General features: G+C 35.8%; 22 protein-coding genes. 1 reads left to right on the forward strand and 21 read right to left on the reverse strand.

Translation table 11 applies throughout. From position 1 onward, the window contains the following. Positions 1-11: 11 nt before the first annotated feature. The 8 genes from HN014_RS20960 to HN014_RS20995 are packed head-to-tail and all read right to left on the reverse strand — an operon-like array spanning position 12 to position 7,709. A complete protein-coding gene (locus HN014_RS20960; protein ID WP_176030780.1) occupies positions 12-1,127 on the reverse strand; it encodes a M20 family metallo-hydrolase in 1,116 nt (371 codons plus the stop codon). Further along, positions 1,118-1,894, reverse strand: coding sequence for an acetylglutamate kinase (argB, locus tag HN014_RS20965; protein ID WP_176030781.1), 777 nt, complete (start codon positions 1,892-1,894; stop codon positions 1,118-1,120). The genes HN014_RS20960 and argB overlap by 10 nt, the downstream gene beginning before the upstream one ends. Before the next feature lie 19 nt (positions 1,895-1,913). Beyond that, positions 1,914-2,879, reverse strand: coding sequence for an N-acetylornithine carbamoyltransferase (locus tag HN014_RS20970; protein ID WP_254884056.1), 966 nt, complete (start codon positions 2,877-2,879; stop codon positions 1,914-1,916). Between the two features lie 31 nt (positions 2,880-2,910). Next, positions 2,911-4,050, reverse strand: coding sequence for an aspartate aminotransferase family protein (locus tag HN014_RS20975; RefSeq protein WP_176030782.1), 1,140 nt, complete (start codon positions 4,048-4,050; stop codon positions 2,911-2,913). A 43-nt stretch (positions 4,051-4,093) separates the two neighbouring features. Then, positions 4,094-4,891, reverse strand: a complete 798-nt coding sequence (gene proC / locus HN014_RS20980; protein ID WP_176030783.1) for a pyrroline-5-carboxylate reductase — start codon at positions 4,889-4,891, stop codon at positions 4,094-4,096. Positions 4,892-4,918: 27 nt separating this feature from the next. After that, positions 4,919-5,896, reverse strand: a complete 978-nt coding sequence (gene argC, locus HN014_RS20985; protein ID WP_176030784.1) for an N-acetyl-gamma-glutamyl-phosphate reductase — start codon at positions 5,894-5,896, stop codon at positions 4,919-4,921. Further along, a complete protein-coding gene (locus HN014_RS20990; RefSeq protein WP_176030785.1) occupies positions 5,893-7,083 on the reverse strand; it encodes an argininosuccinate synthase in 1,191 nt (396 codons plus the stop codon). The genes argC and HN014_RS20990 overlap by 4 nt, the downstream gene beginning before the upstream one ends. Further along, positions 7,071-7,709, reverse strand: a complete 639-nt coding sequence (locus HN014_RS20995) for a GNAT family N-acetyltransferase (protein ID WP_176030786.1) — start codon at positions 7,707-7,709, stop codon at positions 7,071-7,073. Before HN014_RS20995 ends, HN014_RS20990 begins: the two co-directional genes overlap by 13 nt. 766 nt (positions 7,710-8,475) lie before the next feature. Here HN014_RS20995 and HN014_RS21000 point away from each other — a divergent pair. After that, positions 8,476-9,426 (forward strand): S9 family peptidase, encoded by a 951-nt coding sequence (locus HN014_RS21000; protein ID WP_176030787.1) that lies wholly within the window; start codon positions 8,476-8,478, stop codon positions 9,424-9,426. 96 nt (positions 9,427-9,522) lie between these two features. Here the strand turns inward: HN014_RS21000 and ilvA are convergent, their stop codons facing one another. From ilvA to HN014_RS21065, 13 genes are all read right to left on the reverse strand, one after another. Next, a complete protein-coding gene (gene ilvA / locus HN014_RS21005) occupies positions 9,523-10,788 on the reverse strand; it encodes a threonine ammonia-lyase IlvA (RefSeq protein ID WP_176030788.1) in 1,266 nt (421 codons plus the stop codon). 105 nt (positions 10,789-10,893) lie between these two features. Continuing rightward, positions 10,894-12,369, reverse strand: a complete 1,476-nt coding sequence (ilvC, locus tag HN014_RS21010) for a ketol-acid reductoisomerase (protein WP_176030789.1) — start codon at positions 12,367-12,369, stop codon at positions 10,894-10,896. Between the two features lie 68 nt (positions 12,370-12,437). Further along, positions 12,438-12,974, reverse strand: a complete 537-nt coding sequence (gene ilvN, locus HN014_RS21015) for an acetolactate synthase small subunit (RefSeq protein WP_176030790.1) — start codon at positions 12,972-12,974, stop codon at positions 12,438-12,440. Positions 12,975-12,976: 2 nt separating this feature from the next. After that, positions 12,977-14,710, reverse strand: a complete 1,734-nt coding sequence (gene ilvB / locus HN014_RS21020) for a biosynthetic-type acetolactate synthase large subunit (RefSeq protein ID WP_176030791.1) — start codon at positions 14,708-14,710, stop codon at positions 12,977-12,979. 75 nt (positions 14,711-14,785) lie between these two features. Next, positions 14,786-16,462 (reverse strand): dihydroxy-acid dehydratase, encoded by a 1,677-nt coding sequence (ilvD, locus tag HN014_RS21025; RefSeq protein ID WP_176030792.1) that lies wholly within the window; start codon positions 16,460-16,462, stop codon positions 14,786-14,788. A gap of 646 nt (positions 16,463-17,108) precedes the next feature. Continuing rightward, positions 17,109-17,765, reverse strand: coding sequence for a response regulator transcription factor (locus HN014_RS21030; protein ID WP_176030793.1), 657 nt, complete (start codon positions 17,763-17,765; stop codon positions 17,109-17,111). Beyond that, entirely contained in the window at positions 17,755-18,552 is a 798-nt protein-coding gene (locus HN014_RS21035; protein WP_176030794.1) for a sensor histidine kinase, read from the reverse strand. The genes HN014_RS21030 and HN014_RS21035 overlap by 11 nt, the downstream gene beginning before the upstream one ends. Next, positions 18,525-19,253 (reverse strand): hypothetical protein, encoded by a 729-nt coding sequence (locus HN014_RS21040; RefSeq protein ID WP_176030795.1) that lies wholly within the window; start codon positions 19,251-19,253, stop codon positions 18,525-18,527. Before HN014_RS21040 ends, HN014_RS21035 begins: the two co-directional genes overlap by 28 nt. Positions 19,254-19,277: 24 nt before the next feature. Next, positions 19,278-19,748, reverse strand: a complete 471-nt coding sequence (locus HN014_RS21045; protein ID WP_176030796.1) for a hypothetical protein — start codon at positions 19,746-19,748, stop codon at positions 19,278-19,280. A gap of 433 nt (positions 19,749-20,181) precedes the next feature. Next, a complete protein-coding gene (locus HN014_RS21050; RefSeq protein WP_176030797.1) occupies positions 20,182-21,039 on the reverse strand; it encodes a biotin-dependent carboxyltransferase family protein in 858 nt (285 codons plus the stop codon). After that, positions 21,036-21,761, reverse strand: a complete 726-nt coding sequence (gene pxpB, locus HN014_RS21055; protein ID WP_176030798.1) for a 5-oxoprolinase subunit PxpB — start codon at positions 21,759-21,761, stop codon at positions 21,036-21,038. Before pxpB ends, HN014_RS21050 begins: the two co-directional genes overlap by 4 nt. Positions 21,762-21,779: 18 nt before the next feature. Next, positions 21,780-22,499 carry a 5-oxoprolinase subunit PxpA gene (pxpA, locus tag HN014_RS21060; protein WP_176030799.1) on the reverse strand — a complete coding sequence of 240 codons (720 nt, stop codon included), beginning with the start codon at positions 22,497-22,499 and terminating at the stop codon, positions 21,780-21,782. A gap of 4 nt (positions 22,500-22,503) precedes the next feature. Beyond that, positions 22,504-23,724 (reverse strand): Nramp family divalent metal transporter, encoded by a 1,221-nt coding sequence (locus HN014_RS21065; protein ID WP_176030800.1) that lies wholly within the window; start codon positions 23,722-23,724, stop codon positions 22,504-22,506. Positions 23,725-23,855: the final 131 nt, after the last annotated feature.

Here is a 23,855-nt window from a genome sequence, read left to right on the forward strand (position 1 = left end):
TATTATTTCTTTTATTTGTTGTTTTCCAAAACAGCAGTATTCGGAATTTCTTCAGGTAGTATTACTTTTTTTAAAACATCAATATAAAGACCAATTCCTTCGACCACCTCCTCAATAAAAATAAACTCATCTGCAGAATGTGATCTCACAGAATCCCCCGGTCCAAGTTTTAGAGAAGGGCAACTCAATACGGATTGATCAGATAATGTCGGAGATCCATATGTGCTTCTTCCCAACGAAATCCCTGCCTGTACTATAGGATGTTCCATCGGAATTGATGAGGATCCCAGATGTAGAGATCTCGGCTTTACTTTTACCGTTTGAGGCAAAGCCTCTTTTATTGTATTCAGTACCTCTCTATTTGTATAATGGTCATTGACCCGTATGTCTACTACTAATCGACAATTAGCCGGCACTACATTATGTTGCTTTCCCGCATCAATTTGTGTAACTGTCATTTTTACTTTTCCCAATGTATCAGACACCTTGGAAAACTCGTATTCCTGAAACCACCTGATAACTTCCAGCGTATTATAAATAGCATTGTCGTCATTAGGGTGTGCCGCATGACTAGCAGTTCCTTTCACTGTAACATCAAGTACCAGTAATCCTTTTTCTGCAATAGCCAGATCCAGCAATGTCGGTTCCCCTACAATAGCAAAATCAATCCCTCTCAAGTGTTTCAAAACACTATTTAACCCATTATCACCACTACTCTCTTCTTCGGCAGAGGCAACAATCACCAGATTATATGCCATGTTTTCGCAATGATAATAGTATGTAAAAGCTGCTATTAATGAAACCAAGCACCCTCCTGCATCATTGCTCCCTAAACCAAATAACTTTCCTTCCGACTCAAAAGCTTCAAAAGGATTATTGGTATAATTTCCATTGGGTTTTACTGTATCGTGATGAGAGTTTAACAAAATTGTGGGTTTATCAGGATCGTATTGCTTGTTATAGGCCCAGATATTATTATTCTCCCTATGAAAAGGAATATCATTCTTAGAAAACCATCGTTCTATAAGAAGAGCTGTTTCTTGCTCTTCTGAAGAAAAGGAAGGAGTTTCTATTAACTGTTTTAACAAAACAATTGCTTCCTGAGTTAGTTCTTCTTTTAGAGACATAAGGTTGTATGTTTTATAGAGTTATCTTTAACAAAATCTGCATTGGCTATATGAACTTCATTTACATTTTTTTTCAAGGCATCAAAGCAATTCTTCAGTTTGGGGAGCATTCCTGCTGAAATCACATTTTGATCCTGAAGTTCTTTGTACTTTAATTGATCTATATACTCTATGATTGAACTTTTATCTTCTATATCTTCCAGGACTCCTTGTAATTCGAAACAATAAAATAAAGACACTTCATAAAAAGGGCTCATCGCTGCCGCTATTTCTGATGCAATGGTATCTGCATTTGTATTCAATAATTGCCCGCTTGTATCATGGGTTACTGCACAGAATACCGGTACAATATTTTGTTCGAGCCAATTTTTGATAATCACTCCATCTACTTTGACAATATCTCCTACATAGCCATAATCTACAAATTGAGGTGGTCGCTTTTGCGCCTGTATTACATTCCCGTCTGCTCCGGTTAACCCCAATGCATTACAATTATTTTTTTGCAAAGCGGCTACAATCTTCTTATTCAACACTCCCGCATAGGTCATTAAGACAATATCCAGATTTTCTGAAGAAGTAATTCTTCTGCCATCGATCATTTCTGTTTTGACTCCTAATTTATCAGCTAATTTGGTTGCCATCTTCCCCCCTCCATGCACTAATATTTTAGGTCCTTTTACTTTTGAGAAATCCTGTAAAAAGGAAGCCAATGCCTTCTCGTCTTCTATAACATTACCTCCTATTTTTGCTACTAGTATTTTTTCCATATCATTTCTTTTTACACGATTATTCCAACATCTTTTTTAAGACCAGTTGTGCTGCATATGTTCTATTATTAGCCTGTTCAATCACTAATGAATTAGCACCATCCAATACCTCATCATCTACGACTACATTTCTTCTTACCGGTAAGCAGTGCATAAATTTCGCATTGTTGGTCAGCTCCATCTTTTTTGCTGTCATTTTCCAGGACGTATCTGTAGAAAGAACTTTTCCGTAATCTGCATAAGAGCTCCAGTTCTTGACATATACAAAATCTGCATCTTTCAAAGCTGCTTCCTGATCATGTGTTGTTGTTACTCCTTCTGTTATATGCCTGGCTAATTCATAACCTTCTGGGTAGGTACAAACAAAATCTACATCCATTCGTTTGATCATTTCTACAAAGGAATTTGCTACTGCCTGTGGTAATGGCTTTGGATGAGGTGCCCAGGAAAAAACTACCTTGGGTCTTTTTTTAGTCATGTGCTCCGTAATGGTCATCGCATCTGTTAATGCCTGTAATGGGTGTGCAGTAGCACTTTCCATATTAATGATAGGTACAGAAGCGTATTTCACAAAACTCTTAATTACTTTCTCACTGTAATCATCCTCCTTAGATTCCAGAGAAGCAAAAGCCCGAATAGCCAATACATCGCAATACTGAGATACTACCTGAGCTGCCTCTTTTACATGTTCTGATGTTCCCTGATCCATGATCGTTCCATCATTATACTCCAGGGACCATCCCTCTCCATTAAAATTCATAACAATCACATTCATCCCTAAGTGTACCGCTGCTTTTTGGGTACTTAACCGGGTTCGCAAACTCGGATTAAAAAAGAGCATTGCTATGGTTTTATTTTGACCATATTCCTTGTATCCTAATGGATTCTTTTTGATCGTGATAGCTTCTTCTACCCAGTCAGCTACTGAATCTATATCATGTGTGGAAAAATATTTTTCTATTTTAATCATGTCTTTTGTCTCCATCCTGCTTGCTTATTATGATTCTTAAAATTGTTTAGGGGATTACTACTGAGGTTACTTCCTGTACTCCTTTTATAAACCTATCTATTGCCGAGGTCGTAATAGTCATTGGAGGCAATACCCTCAGTAATTTTTGATTCTTCGCTCCTCCCGTAAAAATTCGTTCTTCGTAGATCAATCTCTTCCGAAGTTCTCCTACTTCTGTTTCGAATTCGATTCCAAGCATCAACCCTCTTCCTTTAATCTTACTGACTCCCTGAATCTTTTGAGCTTTGTTGATTAAATACTGTCCCATCTTCATTGCCTGCTCAACAAGTTTTTCTTGTTTGATAACCTCCAATACTGCCAGACCTGCTACACAAGCCAGGTGATTTCCTCCAAAAGTAGTTCCCAGCAATCCATAACTAGATTGAAATTCCGGACTAATTAATATCCCTCCAATAGGAAATCCATTTCCCATTCCTTTTGCTATGGATATAATATCTGGTTTAATTCCATGATGTTGATGCGCAAAAAACTTTCCGCTTCTTCCATAACCAGACTGTACTTCATCTGCAATCAAAACTACCTTGTACTTTTTGCACAAATGCTGTATTGCTTTAAAAAATTCAGTTGTAGGTTCATCTAGTCCCCCTACTCCCTGAATGGGTTCTATAATCACAGAAGAAACATCTCCTTTCTCTATTTCTTTTTGGAAAGATTCAATATCATTTAAGGGCAGTATACTTACTTGTTGCTGTTTATTAATAGGAGCTACAATTTTAGGGTTATCTGTCACGGCTACTGCTGCAGATGTCCTCCCATGAAATCCGTTAGAAAAGGCAATCACTTTTGATTTACCTGTATGAAAAGAAGCAAGCTTTAATGCATTCTCATTGGCTTCTGCCCCAGAATTACACAAAAACAAACGGTACTCATCATACCCGCATAGTTCTCCTAATTTATTAGCTAGTTCTTGTTGTAAACTATTATGAACTGCATTTGAATAAAAACCGATTTGATCTAATTGGTCTTTTATGCGCTTTACGTAGTGTGGATGAGAGTGTCCTATAGAAATTACAGCATGCCCTCCATACATATCGAGATACTCTTTTCCTTTTCTATCTATAACAATACAATCATAAGCATTTACTGGCTCTACATCATATAATGGATATACATCAAATAGTTTCATTTTTATTATTTTTTTACAGCAGTTACCCCAATGGTAATTCCTGTTATTTTATAGTATTAATTTTTTCATAAGAAGCCATTACTCCTTTTATTACGGAAGAGCTTAATCCCTGATGTTCCATCTCATTCAACCCTTCTATTGTACATCCTTGCGGGGTAGTTACTTTATCGATTTCCCGTTCTGGGTGGGTTCCGTTCTCTGCCACCAATGTAGCAGCTCCAATAGCTGTCTGTACTGCGATAATCTGAGCTTCATGCGGATGAAATCCCATTTGGATTCCTCCTTGTATCATCGCTCTTAAAAATCGAAGAAAAAAAGCAATACCACTGGCTCCCAACACCGTAGCTGCCTGCATCAATCGCTCTTCAATCACCAAAGTTTCTCCAATTGTTTTGAATATTTTCTCTACGATCGCTAACTCTTCCTTTACATCTTTGCTTGCAGAGATACAGGTCATTGATAATTTTTTTGCTGCCCCCGTATTCGGCATCACCCTAATCACCTTATTGTCAGGTAATAGTTGATTAATTTCTTCTATAGAGGTTCCTGTAACCGTAGAAATAAATACCTGATCTTTAGTAACTTTATCTTTTATTTCATTAAGAACTCCTTCTAACTGCCTCGGCTGTACACATAGAATAACCCATTTTACATTTTCTATAGCTGTAATAATGTCTTGAGAGATATTGACCCCCAGATTGTCTTTCACGTATGATAAGTTATAAAAGGACTTATCAACTACAGTTATATCAGATGTATTAAATATATCACTGGATACCAAACCTGAAATTATTGACTTTCCAAGATTTCCTCCTCCTATTATTGTTAATTGTTCCTGCATCTTTTCTTTTTTTAACTGTTTTCTTTTTTAAAAAGCTGCTGCTTTTAATTCCAGACCTTTTTTTTCAGGGTATCCGAACATCAGGTTCATATTGTGTATTGCTTGACCTGAAGCTCCTTTTATAAGGTTATCTATAACTGACGTAATCAATAGCATCCCTTTCTTTTTGCATACATGTAATACACATTTATTGGTATTTACGACCTGTTTTAAATGGATCTCTTCTTCTGACACTACTGTAAACTCTTCATCCTTATAATAATCCATATACAATTGTTTTGCAGCTGCTTCTGTTCCTTCAAAACGGGTATACATCGTTGCATAAATTCCTTTGCTAAAATTTCCCCGATTCGGAATAAAGAACAAAGGAGCTGTAAAATCCTCTTGCAAAGCTTTCAGGCTTTGGTTTATTTCTCCTAAATGTTGGTGATTAAAGACCTTATAACTAGAAAAATTATTGTCTCTCCAGCTAAAATGAGTAGTCGCTCCCGGTACAACTCCTGCCCCGGTGCTTCCTGTTGTGGCATTAATATGTACGACATCTTCCAGTTTTTTGGCAGAAGCTAATGGCAATAGTCCTAATTGAATTGCTGTAGCAAAACATCCTGGATTTGCGATATAAGATGCCTTATTAATTGCTTCTTTATATAGTTCTGGCAATCCATATATAAATTTTTTACCTTCAAAAACCTGATCTTTTTCCAATCTGAAATCATTTCCCAAATCAATAATTTTTGTTGTTTCGGAAAATGTATGACTCTCTAGAAAAGAGCGCGACCTTCCATGCCCCAGGCATAGAAAAAGCACATCAACTTCTGGATTAACTGTATTCGTAAAATCCAGTGTAAGCTCTCCTAGCAGATCTTTATGTTGTTTATGAATTGGGTTTCCTGCATTGGTCGTACTGTATACAAAATCAATAGTTACTCCTGGGTGATGTACCAGTAATCGTATTAATTCCCCTGCTGTATATCCTGACCCTCCTATAATTCCTGCTGTAATCATACTAATGAAGAATTTATCTGGTGATATATTTTATTCGCATTTCCATAGATTTTGATAAACCCTTTGGCATCCTCTGAGGTCCACTCATTATTCATCTCTCCATATTGACCAAAATCAGATTTCATAAGGTCAAAATCAGAAGCGACTCCTTCTAATACAAAATGATACGGTTTTAATCGAACAATCACATCTCCTGTTACTGTCTTTTGGGAATCTTCTAAAAAGACCTCTATATTCCTCATTACCGGATCTAAGTAGTTTCCTTCGTGCAATAACATTCCATACCAATTAGCCAATTGTTCTTTCCAATACTGTTGCCATTTAGTCAGTACATGTTTTTCTAACAAGTGATGTGCTTTGATAATTAATAGAGGAGCTGCTGCTTCAAACCCCACTCTCCCTTTTATTCCAATAATAGTATCTCCAACATGAATATCTCTTCCTATCGCATAGGAACTCGCCAACTGTTCCAGTTTTTTGATATTACTGATAGGTGTATCCTTTACATTATCTAAACCTATCAATTCTCCTTGATCAAAATGTAGGGTAATAGTCGTCTCTTCTTTATTTTCTAGTTGACTCGGATAGGCAGACTCCGGTAATGACTGATGAGATGTCAATGTTTCTTTTCCTCCCACACTGGTTCCCCAAATCCCTTTATTAATAGAATATTGTGCTTTCTCCCAACTGTAATTAACACCGTGTTTTTCGAGATATGAAACTTCCTCTTGCCTAGATAATTGTAAATCTCGTATAGGAGTGATAATATTTATTTCTGGAGCCAGGGTCTGAAAAATGACATCAAAACGGATCTGGTCATTTCCTGCTCCTGTACTTCCATGAGCTATATAATTAGCTCCGATTTCTTTGGCATATTTAATTACTTCTATTGCCTGAAAAATTCGTTCTGCACTAACTGATAAGGGATAGGTATTATTTTTTAATACATTTCCAAAAATTAAATATTTAATAGCTTTATTATAGAAGGTATCCAATATGGTTTTATTACTATGAGAACTACTTCCCAGTTCATACGCTTTTTGTGCTGTTTCTTCTAACTCTTTTTCAGAAAAACCTCCGGTATTAACCAATATGGTATGAACTTCCAATTGTTTTTCATGAATCAAATACTTGACACAGTAAGAAGTGTCTAATCCTCCGCTATATGCTAATACTACTTTTTCCATTGTAAAAAATGTTTATTACTTATCAGCATTTTTTGTTTAATGCTTCGTAATCGTTTTAATATCTTTTTATTGAATTGTTTCTTTTTATTTTCTTTTTGTGTCGGATCGTATAACATCCCAGTACACAGACACATTTTATGATCTTTTGATTTTAGAATATCATAATTGGTACATGTCCTGCACCCAGACCAAAACTTAGGATCTTCTGTTAATTCAGAGAAAGGAACTGGTTTATACCCTAGCTCAGAATTAATCTTCATAACAGCCAATCCTGTAGTTATTCCAAACACTTTGGAATTAGGATATTTTTGTAATGAGTGTTCAAAGGTGAACTCCTTAATACGTTTTGCTAATCCTATTTTTCTATAATCAGGATGAACAATAAGTCCTGAATGGGCTACATATTTCTCATGTTCCCAAGCCTCTATGTAACAAAAACCGGCAAAGGCTTCTCCACACATAGCGATAATGGCGTGACCACTGAGCATTTTGCTTCGAATATACTCTGGGGTCCGTTTAGCGATTCCTGTTCCGCGAACTCTGGCTGAATCAAGAATAACATCACATATCTCATCTGCGTAAGAAAAATGTGATTTTGTTGCTACTGTAATATGAACCTGTTTCATGCCTATACTACTGTTTTAGGTATTCTATAAAACTTGTCAAAAAATGTATTCTAATTGATTCTCAAAACTGTCATTATGATATAATCGTACCTAAAACATTTACAGCAACATAGCCACTGTTCATGCTTTTATTAATTATATCAAAAAGCCTGACTATCTTCTCTTACAGGTATAACAAACCTGTAAAAGATGTATTAATTTTTTAATTAAAGTATGGGGTATCCTCTTTGGAGAAATAAAGATCTACAGATATATAATACAAACGCAATAATTCATATTAACATCTAGTAAAGTTTTAGTAAAATTAAAGAGGTTTTTATCTCACGGGGAAGCAGGACGCACCCACTTCTTTTACATTTTTATATCCCAAAGGGACGACGGAAACAGCGATTTGATTGTGGAGTAATCAAAGATAAAAGGATTGGTTTTCCTGCTGCTGGTAGTATGTCTTGTAAATGTCTCATAATATAGTAACTCTAAATCGTCGGCCGAAGCCCCTTTCGTTAACTAACTGTGCAATAATACGTAAAAAACATACACGCTACCTAATTATAGACTTAAAATTTCGAGTTTTTATCAATATCATAAAAAATCCCCTGTAAAATCATCGATATCTCACTCCCTTTTTTGGATTTTATGTAAACAACTAAAAATTACACACTACTTCAATCATTTATGTATTCTTTCCCTTTTTTACTATCTCCCGATAGGATTGTAACAAAAGTTTTTTTGGATCGTCATAAAAATATATCCAAAACCAATCAATATGATCCGTTTTATTTTACTTTTACTCTTCACTCTTATTTCTTTTTTCACGGGAAACAGCCAAGAAACTTCTCTCCTGCTAAAACAAGAAATAATCCCATTTTCTAAAATTAAACACTATGAAAAATTCTTGTCTCGATTTCCTGAAATAGAAGCAGTGAACAGCTACAATATTACTTACCTCAGTGATGGTCTCAAAGTAAAAGGTGTTCTGGTTCTTCCTAAAAAAGAAGGACAATATCCTACAATCATCTATAATAGAGGAGGAAACAGAGATACTGGTGCCATATCGCCAAAAGCTATTCCGTTTTTAGGACTTGCTAAAATAGCCAGTAAAGGGTATGTCGTGATCGCGAGTCAATACAGAGGTAATATGGGAGGAGAAGGAAAAGAAGAGTTTGGAGGACAAGATGTTAATGACGTATTGAATCTTCTAAATGTGATAAAAGAAATAAAACAAGCGGATACTACTAATGTAGGTATGTATGGATGGAGTCGTGGGGGAATGATGACCTATATTGCATTAACCAAAACAAATCGCATAAAAGCCGCTGCTGTTGGAGGAGCTGTCTCGAATAATTTTGAAACCATTACCGACAGACCTATCATGGAAGAAAAAGTATTGGCAGAACTCATCCCTGAATATTCTAAACATAAAGAAACCGAATTAAAAAAGCGATCTGCAACCTTTTGGGCACATGCATTCCCAAAAGATACACCATTACTCATTATGCATGGCACCTCTGACTGGCGTGTAAAACCATCCCAGTCTTTACAACTGGCTATAGAATTAGACAAGCATCGAAAACCTTATCGACTTATCATGTTTGAAGGAGGTGATCACGGAATTAGAAACAACAGAAAAGAGGTTTCCGAGCAAGTGATTCAATGGTTTGATCGTTTTCTAAAACAAGGAGAAAAGGTTCCCAATATGGAGTTTCATGGAAAATAAGCAGCACCTCTTGTGTATCTTCCCTGGATTATCGAATAAAAAACCTCTGCATGGCATTGCTGCAGAGGTTAAAAAAAATAAAAGTTGCAACTATCTTTAAATCAAAAACTGAAATAAATCAGGTTTATCATTTAGATAATCGCCAAAAAAATTCTTTTCTTTCATTCTGGTAATCAAAGGAGCTAAATCTTTTGTATCTTTTAATTCAATTCCTACCACAGCAGGACCATTCTCTCTACTTGATTTTTTAGAATATTCAAAATGAGTGATATCATCATTAGGACCTAATACTTCGCCCACAAATTGCTTCAAAGCTCCTGCACGTTGTGGAAACCGTACAATAAAATAATGTTTTAGCCCAGAGTACAACAAGGCCCTTTCTTTGATCTCTGCTGTACGCGTAATATCATTGTTACTACCACTGACAATACACACTACATTTTTTCCTTTGATTTCTTCTTTATAGAAATCCAGCGCTGCTAAAGTTAGTGCTCCTGCTGGTTCTACAACAATAGCATCTCTATTATACAAGTCCAAAATAGTCTGACATACCAGTCCTTCCGGAACAGTTATCATTTCAGACAAATTAGAGTTACAAATCTCGAAATTGTGTTCACCAACCTTCTGGACCGCAGCACCATCTATAAACTTATCTATATCGGCAATCTCTGTATTGATTCCTTTTTCTATAGAAGTGGACATCGAAGGAGCTCCTGCTGGTTCTACTCCAATAATTTTTGTTTTGGGAGACAAGGCTTTCATAGCTCCACATAAACCAGATGCCAATCCTCCTCCTCCTACAGCAACAAAAATATAATCTATAGGAGCATCTGCCTGCTTAAAAATCTCCAAACCGATGGTTCCCTGTCCTTCTATGGTTTTGGGATCATCAAAAGGATGTACAAATGTTTTTCCCTGAGATTCGCAAATCTCTTTGGCTGCCCTGGATGAATCATCAAACGTATCTCCTTCTAATACTATTTTTACATGAGCTCCTCCAAACATCTGAGTTTGCTCTACTTTTTGCTTTGGCGTCACAGAAGGCATATAAATCGTCCCTTCTATTTGCAAATGGTTGCATGCAAAGGCAACTCCCTGGGCATGATTCCCCGCACTGGCACAAACCACTCCCCGTTGTAATTGTTCCGGAGTCAAAGAGCTTATCTTATTAAAAGCTCCTCTAATTTTGTAGGATCGAACCCGCTGAAGATCTTCTCTTTTTAATAAGACATTCGCTTCATACCTCCGAGAATACCTAATACTATTCATTAAAGGAGTCACCATAGCCACTTCTTTTATAGTTGTAGCTGCTTTTTGTATATCCTCTAAATCCGGAAAATATGTGGTCTTCGTTGTATTCATAATGTATTGCTAATTCTACTCGTCATTGTATCTTTCTACTAATATCACCCTTTGGGAAGGTACAATCCGGCTTATACTTTTTTTGCACAAACCGGATTTACTTTTTTATACAATTGGTTTCATTGCTGTCATAGAAGCTCTAAGCTTATTTCCTACAACTTCAATTGGGTGATTTCTTAAAATCTCATTAATAGAAATTAGTTTTGCATTATCTACTCCGTTATCAACTCCTTCATCATATGCTTTCCCTATAACATTTACATCAATATCTTTCATAAAATCAGATAATAATGGCTTACATGCATGGTCGAATAAATAACAACCATACTCAGCGGTATCGGAGATTACTCTATTCATTTCGAATAGTTTTTTTCGTGCAATTGTATTCGCAATTAAAGGAGTTTCATGTAATGATTCATAATACGCTGACTCTTCAATGATTCCTGATTCAGTCATCGATTCAAAGGCTAATTCTACTCCTGCTCTTACATACGCAACCATAAGTACTCCGTGATCATAAAACTCCTGTTCAGAAATTACTACATCTCCTGCCGGTGTTTTCTCAAAAGCAGTTTCTCCTGTTTCTGCTCTCCATCCTAATAAATTCTTATCGTCATTTGCCCAATCTTCCATCATAGTACTGGAAAAATGCCCTGACATAATATCGTCCATATGTTTTCTAAACAACGGTCTCATAATTCCTTTTAATTCTTCTGATAATTCGAATGCCTTCACTTTGGACGGGTTAGACAAACGATCCATCATATGAGTAATACCCCCGTATTTTAATCCTTCGGTGATAACTTCCCATCCATACTGAATTAATTTTGAGGCATACCCTTTATCAATTCCTTTTTCGACCATTTTATCAAAACAAAGAATAGATCCTGTCTGTAATAATCCGCATAAGATTGTCTGCTCTCCCATTAGATCTGACTTTACTTCTGCTACGAATGAAGATTCTAAAACTCCTGCCTTATGTCCTCCGGTAGCTACTGCATACGCTTTGGCCTGCGCGAGACCTTCTCCTTTTGGATCATTTTCCGGGTGTACCGCAATAAGTGTAGGCACTCCGAATCCTCTTTTATATTCTTCTCGTACTTCCGATCCAGGACATTTTGGCGCAACCATAATAACCGTCAGATCTTCTCGTACTTTCATTCCTTCTTCTACGATATTAAATCCATGAGAATAGGATAACGTAGCACCTTTTTTCATCAGCGGCATTACTGTACTTACCACTTGTGTATGCTGTTTATCTGGAGTTAAATTAATCACCATATCAGCTGTTGGAATCAACTCCTCATAAGTTCCTGTTGTAAAGCTGTTTTCAGAAGCATTTTTATACGATTGTCTTTGTTCTTTAATTGCTGCTTCTCTCAAAGCATAGGATATATCCAGCCCTGAATCTCTCATATTCAATCCCTGATTCAGCCCTTGTGCTCCACATCCTACTATAACAATCTTTTTTCCTTTTAATGCAGCTACTCCATCCGAAAACTCGGATAATTCCATAAATCTGCATTTTCCTAATTGAGTTAACTGATCTCTTAATGATAGTGTATTAAAATAATTTGCCATTTTCTTATTGGTTAATTTTTTTCCGTTGCCCGGAACAGTTTTTTAGTTTATTAATTTTAGTATATGATTTAATTCACTTCTTCTATAGTGAATGTTTCCAGAATCTTAGAGATATGCATTTTCTCTTTAGTTACTGCAATTCTTCCTGACCTGACAAACTGCATTAGTCCATAGGGCTCCAGCTTATCGTACAATGCTTCTACCTCATAGCGTCTCCCTGTTTTTTCTAAAACAAAGAACTCCGGAGTTACTGTTACAATCTGCGCATTGCTCTCTTTAATCACATTTTGAATCTGACGTTCCTCGAATAACAATTTTGAAGAGATTTTAAACAAAGCTGTTTCTTGATAGATGGTTTCATCATCTCTGTGATAAAACGCTTTGATAACTTCAATTTGTTTTTCTATTTGTGTTATAATTTTCCGAACCTGTTCTTCCGTAACAGAAACTACAATCGTAAATCGAAAAACATCTTTTATTTCAGAAACGGAAGCTGTGAAACTATCCAAATTAATTCTCCTTTTCAGGAAGATAGCCGAAATCCGGTTCAACAACCCTATATTGTTTTCGGTATATACCGAAATTGTATAATTTTCTTTTTCCATAATTAACTTAGTCTTACATCTGATACTGAGGCTCCTGTTGGAATCATCGGGAATACATTATTTTCTTTTTCTACACATACTTCTAAGAAATAAGCACCTTCTGTGGTCATCATTTCTTTGATTGCCTCTTTTAGTTCTTCTCGCTTGGTTACCCTTTTTGCTGGGATATGATATCCTCTAGCAATCGTAATAAAATCCGGATTGGTCATTTCTGTAGAGGCATATCTCTTCTCAAAAAATAATTGTTGCCACTGTCTAACCATTCCTAAAAACTCATTGTTCAGTACAACGATCTTAACGGCTGTATTGTTCTGAAAAATCGTTCCTAATTCCTGAATTGTCATTTGGTACCCTCCATCTCCTATAATAGCGATTACATCTCGTTCGGGGGCTCCCATTTTTGCTCCAATAGCTGCCGGCAAAGCAAATCCCATAGTTCCTAAACCACCTGAGGTAACATTGCTTTTTGATTTGGAAAATGCTGCATAACGACATGCGATCATTTGATGTTGACCTACATCAGATACAATAACCGCATCTCCTTTGGTCTCTTCATTGATTCCTCTGAGAACTTCTCCCATAGACAGGCCTTCTTTCTCAGGATACAATTCATTTTTAATGACTTTATCGTACTCTATCTCCATCAGATCATTAAACTGCTGTAACCAAGCCTGGTGATCATTTTTGTTTATCAGAGGTAATATTTTTGCCAATGTATGCTTCACATTTCCCATAACTGCCACATCACTCATCACATTCTTATCTACTTCTGCAGGATCTATTTCAAAATGTATTACTTTGGCTTGTTTCGCATAAGTATCCAGATTTCCTGTTACCCGGTCATCGAATCGCATTCCTACAGCAATCAAAAGATCACATTCATTGGTTAATTTATTAGGTGCGTAGTTTCCGTGCATTCCTACCATTCCTACATTAAGTGGATGAGAAGTTGGCAGGGCTGATAATCCTAATATAGTCCATGCCGCCGGAATTCCCGCTTTTTCTATCAGAGCTGTAAACTCTTCTTCTGCTTCTCCCAAAATCACTCCTTGACCAAAAACAATTAATGGTTTTTTCGCGGCATTGATTAAGTCTGCAGCATCTTCCAGGCTTTTCGGCTCCGTTGGAGGAGTTGCTTTATAGCTACGAATACCTTTACAGGGCTCGTATGAAAAATCAAACTCTTCAAACTGTGCATCTTTTGTGATATCGATAAGTACCGGTCCGGGTCTCCCTGATCTGGCAATATAAAATGCTTTAGCAAATACTTCGGGAATATCGGCAGCTTTTGTTACCTGATGGTTCCACTTTGTCACCGGTGTAGAAATCCCCACAATATCGGTCTCCTGAAAGGCATCGGATCCCAGTAAGTGAGAAGCGACCTGTCCTGTAATACACACCATCGGAGTTGAATCAATCTGTGCATCTGCTATTCCCGTGACCAGATTTGTAGCTCCTGGTCCAGAAGTAGCCATTGCGACGCCAACTTTTCCACTGGTTCTGGCATATCCTTGTGCAGCATGTGTTGCGCCCTGTTCATGTCTTGTCAGAATATGTGTTAGTTGATCTTCATATTTAAACAATTCATCGTATACAGGCATAATTGCTCCTCCGGGATACCCATAAATTAAATCTACTCCTTCGGCTAACAGGCATCTAATGACTGCTTCTGCCCCTGTCATTCGTTCCGTCTTCATTGTAGTTTCTTTCGTTACTGTTTGCGTTGCTGTTTCCATACGCTCTGTCCTTTTTGAGTCGTTAGTATTCGATTTCAAAATTTGTCAATTGTAATAATTTGATTTGTGTATTTTTTAGAATTCATCTGTTACACATCCTTGGGATGCTGATGATACCGTATGCGCATATTTATACAGTACTCCTCTTTTAAATTTTAAAGGAGGTTGTACCCATGCTGCTTTTCTTTTTGCAAGTTCTTCACTGTCTATATCAACTGTTATCGAGTTTTTTTCTGCATCAATTGTGATCACATCACCATCTTCAACCAAACCTATTAATCCTCCTTCTTGTGCTTCCGGGGTAATATGCCCTACGACAAAACCATGCGTTCCTCCTGAGAATCGTCCATCTGTAATCAGAGCGACATCTTTTCCTAAGCCTGCTCCCATAATCGCTGCTGTAGGTTTTAGCATTTCTGGCATTCCAGGTCCTCCTTTAGGGCCTTCATATCGTATAACAACTACATCTCCTTTTTGCACTTTTCCATCTCGTATTCCATCATTAGCATCGTATTCGCTATCAAAAACTTTGGCGTTTCCTTTAAAAAGGAGCCCTTCTTTTCCTGTTATCTTTGCCACACATCCGTCTTCTGCCAGATTTCCATACATAATTCTCAGATGCCCAGTTTCCTTTATAGGGGACTCCAATGGTTTTATAACATGTTGCCCTTCTAATAAATCGGGAACATCCAATAGGTTTTCTGCCAATGTTTTTCCTGTTACAGTCAGACAATCTCCGTGTAGTAATCCCTTCTTTAATAAATATTTCAACACTGCAGGAATTCCTCCTACCCTATGCACATCTTCCATCAAATACTTCCCGCTAGGTTTCAGGTCTGCCAAAAATGGAGTTTCGTCACTTATACGCTGAAAATCTTCTAAAGTAAAAGACACATCTGCTGCTCTTGCTATAGCTAGAAAATGCAATACTGCATTTGTAGATCCTCCCATTATCGTTACCAATCGAATTGCATTTTCCAATGATTTTTTGGTAACAATATCTTTGGGTTTAATATCTTTTTCTAATAAAACTCGCATTGCTTGCCCAGCCATGACGCTTTCATTCTCTTTATTTTCACTTATTGCCGGATTCGAGGAGTTATAAGGAAGTGACATCCCTAATGCTTCAATAGCCGATGCCATGGTATTTGCTGTATACATTCCTCCACAAGCTCCTGCCCCCGGGCATGCTTTTTCGATAACACTCTCATATGTCTGTTGCGTCATAGTACCAGCTACTTTTTCTCCCCAGGCTTCAAAAGCAGACACAACATCCAGCTTTTTTCCTTCATGACATCCAGAGGCAATAGTCCCTCCATATACCAAAATAGCCGGACGGTTTAATCGCAGCATCGCCATAAGTGCTCCAGGCATATTCTTATCACACCCAACAACTGTCACCATTCCGTCATAGGACATCGCCTGTACTACTGTCTCCATAGAATCAGCAATTACATCTCTCGATGGTAATGAGAAACGCATTCCTGGTGTCCCCATAGAAATACCATCACTAACGCCAATAGTATTAAAGATCAAACCGACTAAATCTTCATTTTCGGTTCCCTTTTTTACAAGTTTTGCCAAATCATTGAGATGCATATTACATGGGTTTCCTTCATACCCTGTACTAGCAATCCCTACAAATGGTTTTTTTAAATCTTCTCTTGTTAACCCAATTGCATGCAGCATCGCCTGTGCTGCCGGTTGAGTGTCATCCTGAGTAACTTGCCTACTAAATTTGTTGATATCCATTTTTTTGAATATTATTTATATTATCTTTATTTTTTTAACAGTTTTTTTGATAATAACAAAAAGCATCTTTTATAACGCAGTATAAAATTATTTTGTTACTGCTAAACAATTATCATTTCCTCAATTTCCTTACAACATCCAACCTAAGCCTATTTATTCACAAACTCCTAAAAAACAACTAATTACACTTGTTTTTTTTACAATCACTACACAGATAATTATTATTTTTTGTTCCTTATACACCAAAAAAAATCCCTTCAACATAATTGAAGGGATTTTTTTGTTCGCTACACAATATGCCCTTCATCACGGTGAAATAATCACCACGACGATAATGACAATACGAATGATAGCTTTTACAGTTTGCATTTCTATTTTATTTTTTATGCTCAAAAAAAAATCCCTTTACAAATTGTAAAGGGATTTTAAGTTTATATTGTTTATACAACGTCCCTTTACTGGGGTGAAATAATCACCTCAATAATAATGACGTTAATAATTGTATTTACTGTTTTCATAATCTGTTGCCAAATATACTAATTCTTTATTAAATTCAAAGTATAAATAAAAAAAGGCATTATTTTTTTCATTTCCATCTCCTTTCTATGAGGTTTTATAAAAAACAACTATGGTTCAGTGAGTCGGATTAAAATTTAAACAAATTGTTTTTCATACAATAGATGACCAGCCCAACTCTGGTTTTAACTTCCAGCTTTTTAAAAACCATCTCTCTGTAGTTTTCTACTGTTTTAGGACTAAGACTCATCTCATCAGCAATCTGTTTATAGGTCAATTCTGAACAAGCATGCTTGAGAAAAGTCCATTCTCTCTTAGTCAGATGGTCTTCTAAGTTTGTATGCTGATCTAGTTGATCTGAGTGCTTCAGAGCTTTTTCTATTTTGGAAGAATAATAAAATCCTTGCTCAATAACCATCTTCATCGCAAATTCAAAGTTTTCGGGATGAATATCTTTTAGGAGATATCCTCTGGCTCCTGATCTCAGCATTTTTATAATGGTTTCTTCATCATCCTCCATAGTAAGTGCCAATACTTTTTGCTGTGGTTGATTCTCTTTTAACCATTCCATGGTCTGCACCCCGTCCATCACTGGCATTTTTACATCCAATAGTACCAAATCAGGTTTTCTTCGCTTGTGTAAATAATACTGCGTTAATTCTTTTCCGTTCTTTAGAATTGCTAACACCTGGTACTCTTCCAATTTAGAGATCAAGCTCTCTAATGATTGTGCAAAGAGCAGATGGTCGTCAACTATTACAATTGTTTTTTTCTTTTTAGTAATCATTTTGTATTTTCTTTTTCTTAAACGGATATTGTAGTACCAATGTCACTCCATTACCTGGAGAGGAAGTATATTTTATTTTTGCATCAACTACTTCTGCTCTGCTTTTCATATTTAGCAAACCTGAATTAGCCTGTACCGAAGTCTGATCAAAGCCAACCCCATCATCTTTTACCGTAATCTCAACGCCCTCCTGCTGATAATCCAAATGTACAAAAAGGTGCGCTGCTTCTGCATGTTTTATCGTATTGGAAAAAAATTCCTGAACAATCCTGTATAAGATAATCTCGTCATTAGGCTCAATCGTCACAGGAGTACCACTCACTTTTAGTTCTGTTTCTAAAAAGTTTAGTTTATTAAATCGGGTGAGTTCTACCTGTATAGACTTCTCTATCCCCACATGCTGAATTACCTCTTTGTTTAGTGTTCTGGATAATAGTCGTATTTCTTGCAGACTATCACCTACTAACCCTCTTACATCCCGTAAGGAATCTGCATTTTCTTCTGAGATAGCTGTGCCTAATATATTAATCTGCATAACAGCTGTAGATAACAACTGTCCTATATTATCATGTAATTCCCAACTAACATTTTTTAATGTCTGTTCTTGTATTTCTATTTTAGAGCGAGACAGCTCTTCTTTAAAACGTTGTGTCGCTTTAAAATTTTCCAGCAATAGTTTATTTTTCCTTTTAAGAAATGTCACAATAAACACCACTCCAAAAACTACAAAAAATAGAATTACTGCAGTAAAGTAAATAATTAATAAGATTTGTTCTTTCGGAAGCATATATAAAAACCTAATATATATATTGAATTTAAAAAAATGATCGAACAATAAAGTAAAAACATCCTTAAGGTATTGAAATCAGGGTTCTCACTAGAATAATACTCTTTATATATAAACAAAGGAGTAACCACTAAGTTAAAAATCATACTTCCTATAGCTATATAAAAAGGTAATTCTTTATGAAAATATAAAATTTTATTACTTTTTAAAATTTCAAAAAAGTACAACATTACGCTTATAAAAATAAAAATAGGACCTAGAATATAAGGTACTGAATAAATATTTTCTAAAAAAGAATTTTTAAACACAATACAACAAATTGTAAATACAAAATAAAAAAGCATCAAGCCTTTTACAATTTTACTTACCTCCTCTGATTTTATATTCTTTTTAAAATAGTACATCAAAAATAAATCAGAAAAAACCGTATAAACCCTAAACCCCCAAAAATTTATCTTATAAGACACTTCTACATCCCAAGAAATTAAATCTTTTAAAAAAATCGATGAATTCCATTCTCTCGCACATGTTGGCATCCAGCCGAAAAACACTTCAACAAAAACAGTAAACCATAAAAACCAGACAAAAAACCGAGTTAAATTATTAACTCGGTTTTTATTCTTTATTAGAACAACTGTACCTACTATTGCAGCTAACAATTCAAAAAGATTAACAACTGAAAAAAATACCACTGCACTCATAGGCGTATAGAGAATAACATGTAATTAATAACTATTTGGAGGAATTCCACCATCACCTCCTCTATTAAAAGGGTCTATATCGTAATTATTCTGTCTATAGTCTACAGCTCCATCTTTCCCTGCACTTCCGGCTGGCACTCCTGTCGGTGCAAAAAACAAAGTAGACCTTCCTATTCCATGGCTACACTTATTTTTAGGATATGCTCCAAAATATGCTCTAATTCCAGGATTCTCTATTCCCATTTTCTTAGATTTCCTTTTTACATATTTGATATATTGTTCTAATTCTTCCAACGGCCACCAAAACTCTCTGGCATCTTCATGCCCTAAACACTTCTGTAAGTGCTCTGCCCGATCACAACACCAATGATGTTGTAATTCTTTAGCTTCTTCTACAGAAATACATTTCTTAGGTTTTGTTATCTTCTTTTTCTTTTTGGTTGCTTTTTTATCTTTGGGAAACTTCCCGCCGTTATTAGGTATTTCTGAATTCATAATGGTTATTTATTTTCTGATTAACACTTGCTAATGTACCGAAAATAACCACTCTTGAACAAGTAACAGCACCCTTTTTAACATAATCATTTAATTCAAAAAACAAACTAAAAAACTGATTTACAGATAATTAAACAACACACTGTCAATAAACTTTTTTTTAGCAAAAGGGATTTACCCCATACCAAAACAGGGGATTTTCCCCCAAAAAAGAGAATTGTGTTTTTTAATATCCTACTAACAAACTCTTTATCACCAACGCCATTCAACCATTACACTGTATCAAAGACTTTAGTATACATCAAACTCCTGACAGGAATACAGACCTACAGATACAAGGCAATAGCGTTGTAACAAAGAAGCCTTTTGATCGAGAGCAACCTGCAAAATATATAAATTAGTAGATAGTAACTATCCACAATAAAAGACGATTTTAATAGTTTTTTAAAACAAATCTAAAAGTAGATTGCGGGTGTTTTTGTGCCAATACATCAATACTCATTTCTGTTAATTGCAAAATTCTCGGGTACCCTCCGGTAGTCTGACAATCTCTCATCAATACAATTAATTTTCCTGCCGGAGTTAATTGAATTGTTCCTGGTAAGACGGGAGATGTTAACATTGATTTTAAATTATTATGTACTGTTTCTATTAATTGTATCGCCATCCTGTTTATAACATTCGAAATAGTAAAAGTGGTCTCCAATAAAAATTGTTTTTGTTCCTTAGTAAGTTGTTCCCACTCCGGTCCGGGGAATACTTCTATCACAGAAAAATTCCGCTTATAAAAAGGAGCACTTACCTTTGTGTTTTTAGTAGACAAACCAAGGTGTTTTTCACAACCAATTTCATCTCCTTTTTTTAGAACAGAAGTTGCTGTTATATTCATAAAAAAAGAACGACTATTTAAGATAGATTCCGTTTTAAAACCTCCTTTAATTCCTACAAAAAAATACAGTCCTTTTTTGCTATTTTTAAATGAAAGTTTACTCCCCTCAAAAACCTCAAAAGGAACATTCATCGGCATCTTTTTCGCATCCAGTAACACCTCACATTCTCCCCCTGTAACACATATAACAGTACGTACTTCAAAAAGTAAAACCGGAGGAATTCCAACCCATTCCAACACAGCATCATTTTCTTTATTATTCAACAGTAAATTCGCCAATAAAAAAGAAGTTTGATCCATTGCTCCGGCTTTAGGAATTCCAAACTCAGCATAACCAATTCTTCCTTTATCTTGAATTGTTGTTCGCAATCCTTCTTTTATAATTTTTACACCTACACTCATACAACAGAAAATTTAAGCTGGTATTCACCTTCCAAAACCAATGAACTTATAGCGTTATATTCTAAAACATCCACTGCAACAAACTTTAACTTATCTCCAGGTGACACAAATGACAAGGTTTCATTTTTTACGTCAAAAAAGCGTATTGGCGTTTTACCAATCACATACCAACCTCCAGGACTATTCACCGGATAAATTCCTGTCTGACTTCCTCCAATTGCAACTGAACCACTTTGAACTTCTCTGCTGGGAATTGCTTTTCTCGGGAGTACTAATTTTTCATCCAATCCTCCGAGATATAAAAATCCCGGCAAAAAACCTCTGAAGAAAACAGTATATAAAGAGGAGGAGTGTAAACGAATTAATTCTTCTTTTTTTATCTTTTTCAACTCCAAAAACTGTAGTAGATCTTCTGCCATTTGCGCTTCATAGCAAACTGGGATCTCCCACAACTTCTTTTTTCTTCCTTCAATAGTTTTTACTGTTTTAAAAAGCTTTTTCAGCTCAAAAACAGCGCTATAGAAATCCTCTATACCAGACTTATAAGAAATTAATAACGAGTTATATGATATAATTACCTCAATAATTACTTTAAAATAATTTTCCTGAATCAATTTTTGACAAAAAATCAGCTCTTCGAGTATATTTTCATCTATTTTTTCTGGCCATTCGATTAAAATAGCACATTCTCCATATTGTTTGAATTGTAATTCCGTTGTCATATTCTCATTTCTCTCTTCTTATAAATTTCTATTTATTTTCTCTGTAACATATTTTAATATCGCTACAGATTTTGGATTATCTCCATGTACACATATCGTATCAAAAAAAATATTTTTCCTCACTCCTTCGATCGTTAATACTCTATTATGATACACCATTTCTTTTACGTGTGCATATACTTTTTCTGGTTCGGTGATCACCGCTTCCTTATATTTTCTTGATACCAATTGTAAATCTGAAGTGTAATTCCGATCTGCAAAAACCTCCTTTTTAATTCTGTCTTTCTCTTCCATAAAAGTTTCTATCATCGAATTACCTGATGTCAAAACAAATAATCTTCTATCGACATTTTTCACAACATCAACAATTACCTCTGCAATTTCAGGTCGAATAACCGCATCATTATACAATGCTCCATGAGGTTTTACATGATGCATTTTTTTCCCTCTTTCTTCTACATACTTTTTTACCTTCAATACCTGATTTGTTAGTATCTCTTCCAATTCAGACATTGAAATATCCATCGACAATCTTCCAAAATTCTTCCGATCCGGATATGATGGATGTGCTCCAATAGCTACATCATTTGCTATTGCCAAATCAATTGTTTTTTTGATTTCATCATCATTCCCTGCATGCACTCCACAAGAGATATTACACCAAGAGATATACGGCATGATTTGATGATCAAAACCAGCCTCTTCTCCTACATCGGCATTCCAAATATTTTTTTTCATTTTCCTACAAACTTTCAATTACTTTCCAAATGCTTTTTGCTCCTAAAAAAACAGTTATCATCAGGATTAAAAAACCGAGTATATTTTGTTGGGTAGTATTGGTATATTTTCCTAATATTTTTTTACTGTTTACTACCCATAAAAGGAAGGCTGCGATAATCGGTAGCAATAGTCCATTTGTCACCTGAGCAAAGCGAATAATCTCAATGGATTTTATTCCCAATGAAGAAAACAACACACCTAATCCAAGAATAAACATCCAAACGAATCTAAAGCGTTTAGTCTTTAATCCTCCCTCCCATCCCAGGCATCCTTTTACCACATATGCCGCTGCCAAAGGAGCAGTTATTGCCGAGGTAATCCCTGCTGCAAATAGTCCCAATGACAATACATATTTTGCCATTTTACCAAAAACTGGTTCTAAGCTTTTCGCTAAATCCGCCGCGTTATGAATCTCTGTTTGCTGTATGGAAGCTCCAGCTACAATAATTGCCATCGATACGAGTCCTCCCAAAATAACTGCAATCATTGTATCTTTTCTGGCACTTGATAAATCACTGGCACTCTGCCATTTTTCTTTAACTAAAGAAGCATGTAAAAACAAATTATAGGGTACCACCGTGGTTCCTACCAAACCAATAACGGTTACAATTTTATCTGCGGATAAACTTGGAACAAACCCTTTTACCAAAAGAGAAAGATCTGGTTTCGTGGCTATTGCAGTAAGAATAAATGCCAAACTCATAAAAAGCACTAAACCTATCAAACTTCTTTCCAGTACTTTATAATTTCCTATATAAAGTAAAGCAAACGCCAATACTCCTATTAACAGACTCTGGTAATTTAGTTGCAAACCTGCAACGTCTATCACAGGATTGCCCAATATTGTAGATAAACCTAGTACTCCTCCACTAATATTCCCTGCTTCATATGCTGCATTCCCAATAAAGATCGCAGATAGGATAATTCCTATAAGTCCCCACCTTATAACCTTATTCGGAAATTGAGATTGGATTACTTCACTCAGTCCTTTTTGGGTAATAATTCCCAATCGTGCTGCCATTTCCTGTAGTACAATACAAGCTACAATAGACAGTACCAATGCCCATAATAAGGAATACCCAAAGGTTACCCCTGCTAAGGTACATACTGTTACGGTACCTGGTCCTATAAAGGCTGCTGTTACCAATGTTCCCGGTCCTATATTCGAAAGCCATTTTTTCATCTGTTTGTTTTTATTGTTTTACCCCTCAACCAGAGCCTGTTTATACACTTTTCAGTTCGTATTCTCTACATTGCAATGGAATGGGGTCAGCTGTTAATGCTATAGTTCTATATGATTACACATATATTTTA

The organism is Aquimarina sp. TRL1, assembly GCF_013365535.1.
Classification (GTDB): domain Bacteria; phylum Bacteroidota; class Bacteroidia; order Flavobacteriales; family Flavobacteriaceae; genus Aquimarina; species Aquimarina hainanensis.

Bases quoted from the DNA above. Each gene is read 5' to 3' on its own strand.
- pxpB (WP_176030798.1), bottom strand. From the start codon at position 21,761: ATGACAACGGAATTACAATTCAAACAATATGGAGAATGTGCTATTTTA.
- HN014_RS21035 (WP_176030794.1), bottom strand. From the start codon at position 18,552: ATGCTTCCGAAAGAACAAATCTTATTAATTATTTACTTTACTGCAGTA.
- HN014_RS20995 (WP_176030786.1), bottom strand. From the start codon at position 7,709: ATGAAACAGGTTCATATTACAGTAGCAACAAAATCACATTTTTCTTAC.
- HN014_RS20960 (WP_176030780.1), bottom strand. From the start codon at position 1,127: ATGTCTCTAAAAGAAGAACTAACTCAGGAAGCAATTGTTTTGTTAAAA.
- HN014_RS21050 (WP_176030797.1), bottom strand. From the start codon at position 21,039: ATGAGTGTAGGTGTAAAAATTATAAAAGAAGGATTGCGAACAACAATT.
- ilvD (WP_176030792.1), bottom strand. From the start codon at position 16,462: ATGGATATCAACAAATTTAGTAGGCAAGTTACTCAGGATGACACTCAA.
- HN014_RS20970 (WP_254884056.1), bottom strand. From the start codon at position 2,879: ATGGAGACAAAAGACATGATTAAAATAGAAAAATATTTTTCCACACAT.
- HN014_RS20990 (WP_176030785.1), bottom strand. From the start codon at position 7,083: ATGGAAAAAGTAGTATTAGCATATAGCGGAGGATTAGACACTTCTTAC.
- HN014_RS21000 (WP_176030787.1), top strand. From the start codon at position 8,476: ATGATCCGTTTTATTTTACTTTTACTCTTCACTCTTATTTCTTTTTTC.
- proC (WP_176030783.1), bottom strand. From the start codon at position 4,891: ATGCAGGAACAATTAACAATAATAGGAGGAGGAAATCTTGGAAAGTCA.
- HN014_RS21045 (WP_176030796.1), bottom strand. From the start codon at position 19,748: ATGAATTCAGAAATACCTAATAACGGCGGGAAGTTTCCCAAAGATAAA.
- ilvA (WP_176030788.1), bottom strand. From the start codon at position 10,788: ATGAATACAACGAAGACCACATATTTTCCGGATTTAGAGGATATACAA.
- argB (WP_176030781.1), bottom strand. From the start codon at position 1,894: ATGGAAAAAATACTAGTAGCAAAAATAGGAGGTAATGTTATAGAAGAC.
- pxpA (WP_176030799.1), bottom strand. From the start codon at position 22,499: ATGAAAAAAAATATTTGGAATGCCGATGTAGGAGAAGAGGCTGGTTTT.
- ilvN (WP_176030790.1), bottom strand. From the start codon at position 12,974: ATGGAAAAAGAAAATTATACAATTTCGGTATATACCGAAAACAATATA.
- HN014_RS20975 (WP_176030782.1), bottom strand. From the start codon at position 4,050: ATGAAACTATTTGATGTATATCCATTATATGATGTAGAGCCAGTAAAT.
- HN014_RS21065 (WP_176030800.1), bottom strand. From the start codon at position 23,724: ATGAAAAAATGGCTTTCGAATATAGGACCGGGAACATTGGTAACAGCA.
- argC (WP_176030784.1), bottom strand. From the start codon at position 5,896: ATGATTACAGCAGGAATTATAGGAGGGTCAGGATATACAGCAGGGGAA.
- ilvB (WP_176030791.1), bottom strand. From the start codon at position 14,710: ATGGAAACAGCAACGCAAACAGTAACGAAAGAAACTACAATGAAGACG.
- HN014_RS21030 (WP_176030793.1), bottom strand. From the start codon at position 17,765: ATGATTACTAAAAAGAAAAAAACAATTGTAATAGTTGACGACCATCTG.
- ilvC (WP_176030789.1), bottom strand. From the start codon at position 12,369: ATGGCAAATTATTTTAATACACTATCATTAAGAGATCAGTTAACTCAA.
- HN014_RS21040 (WP_176030795.1), bottom strand. From the start codon at position 19,253: ATGAGTGCAGTGGTATTTTTTTCAGTTGTTAATCTTTTTGAATTGTTA.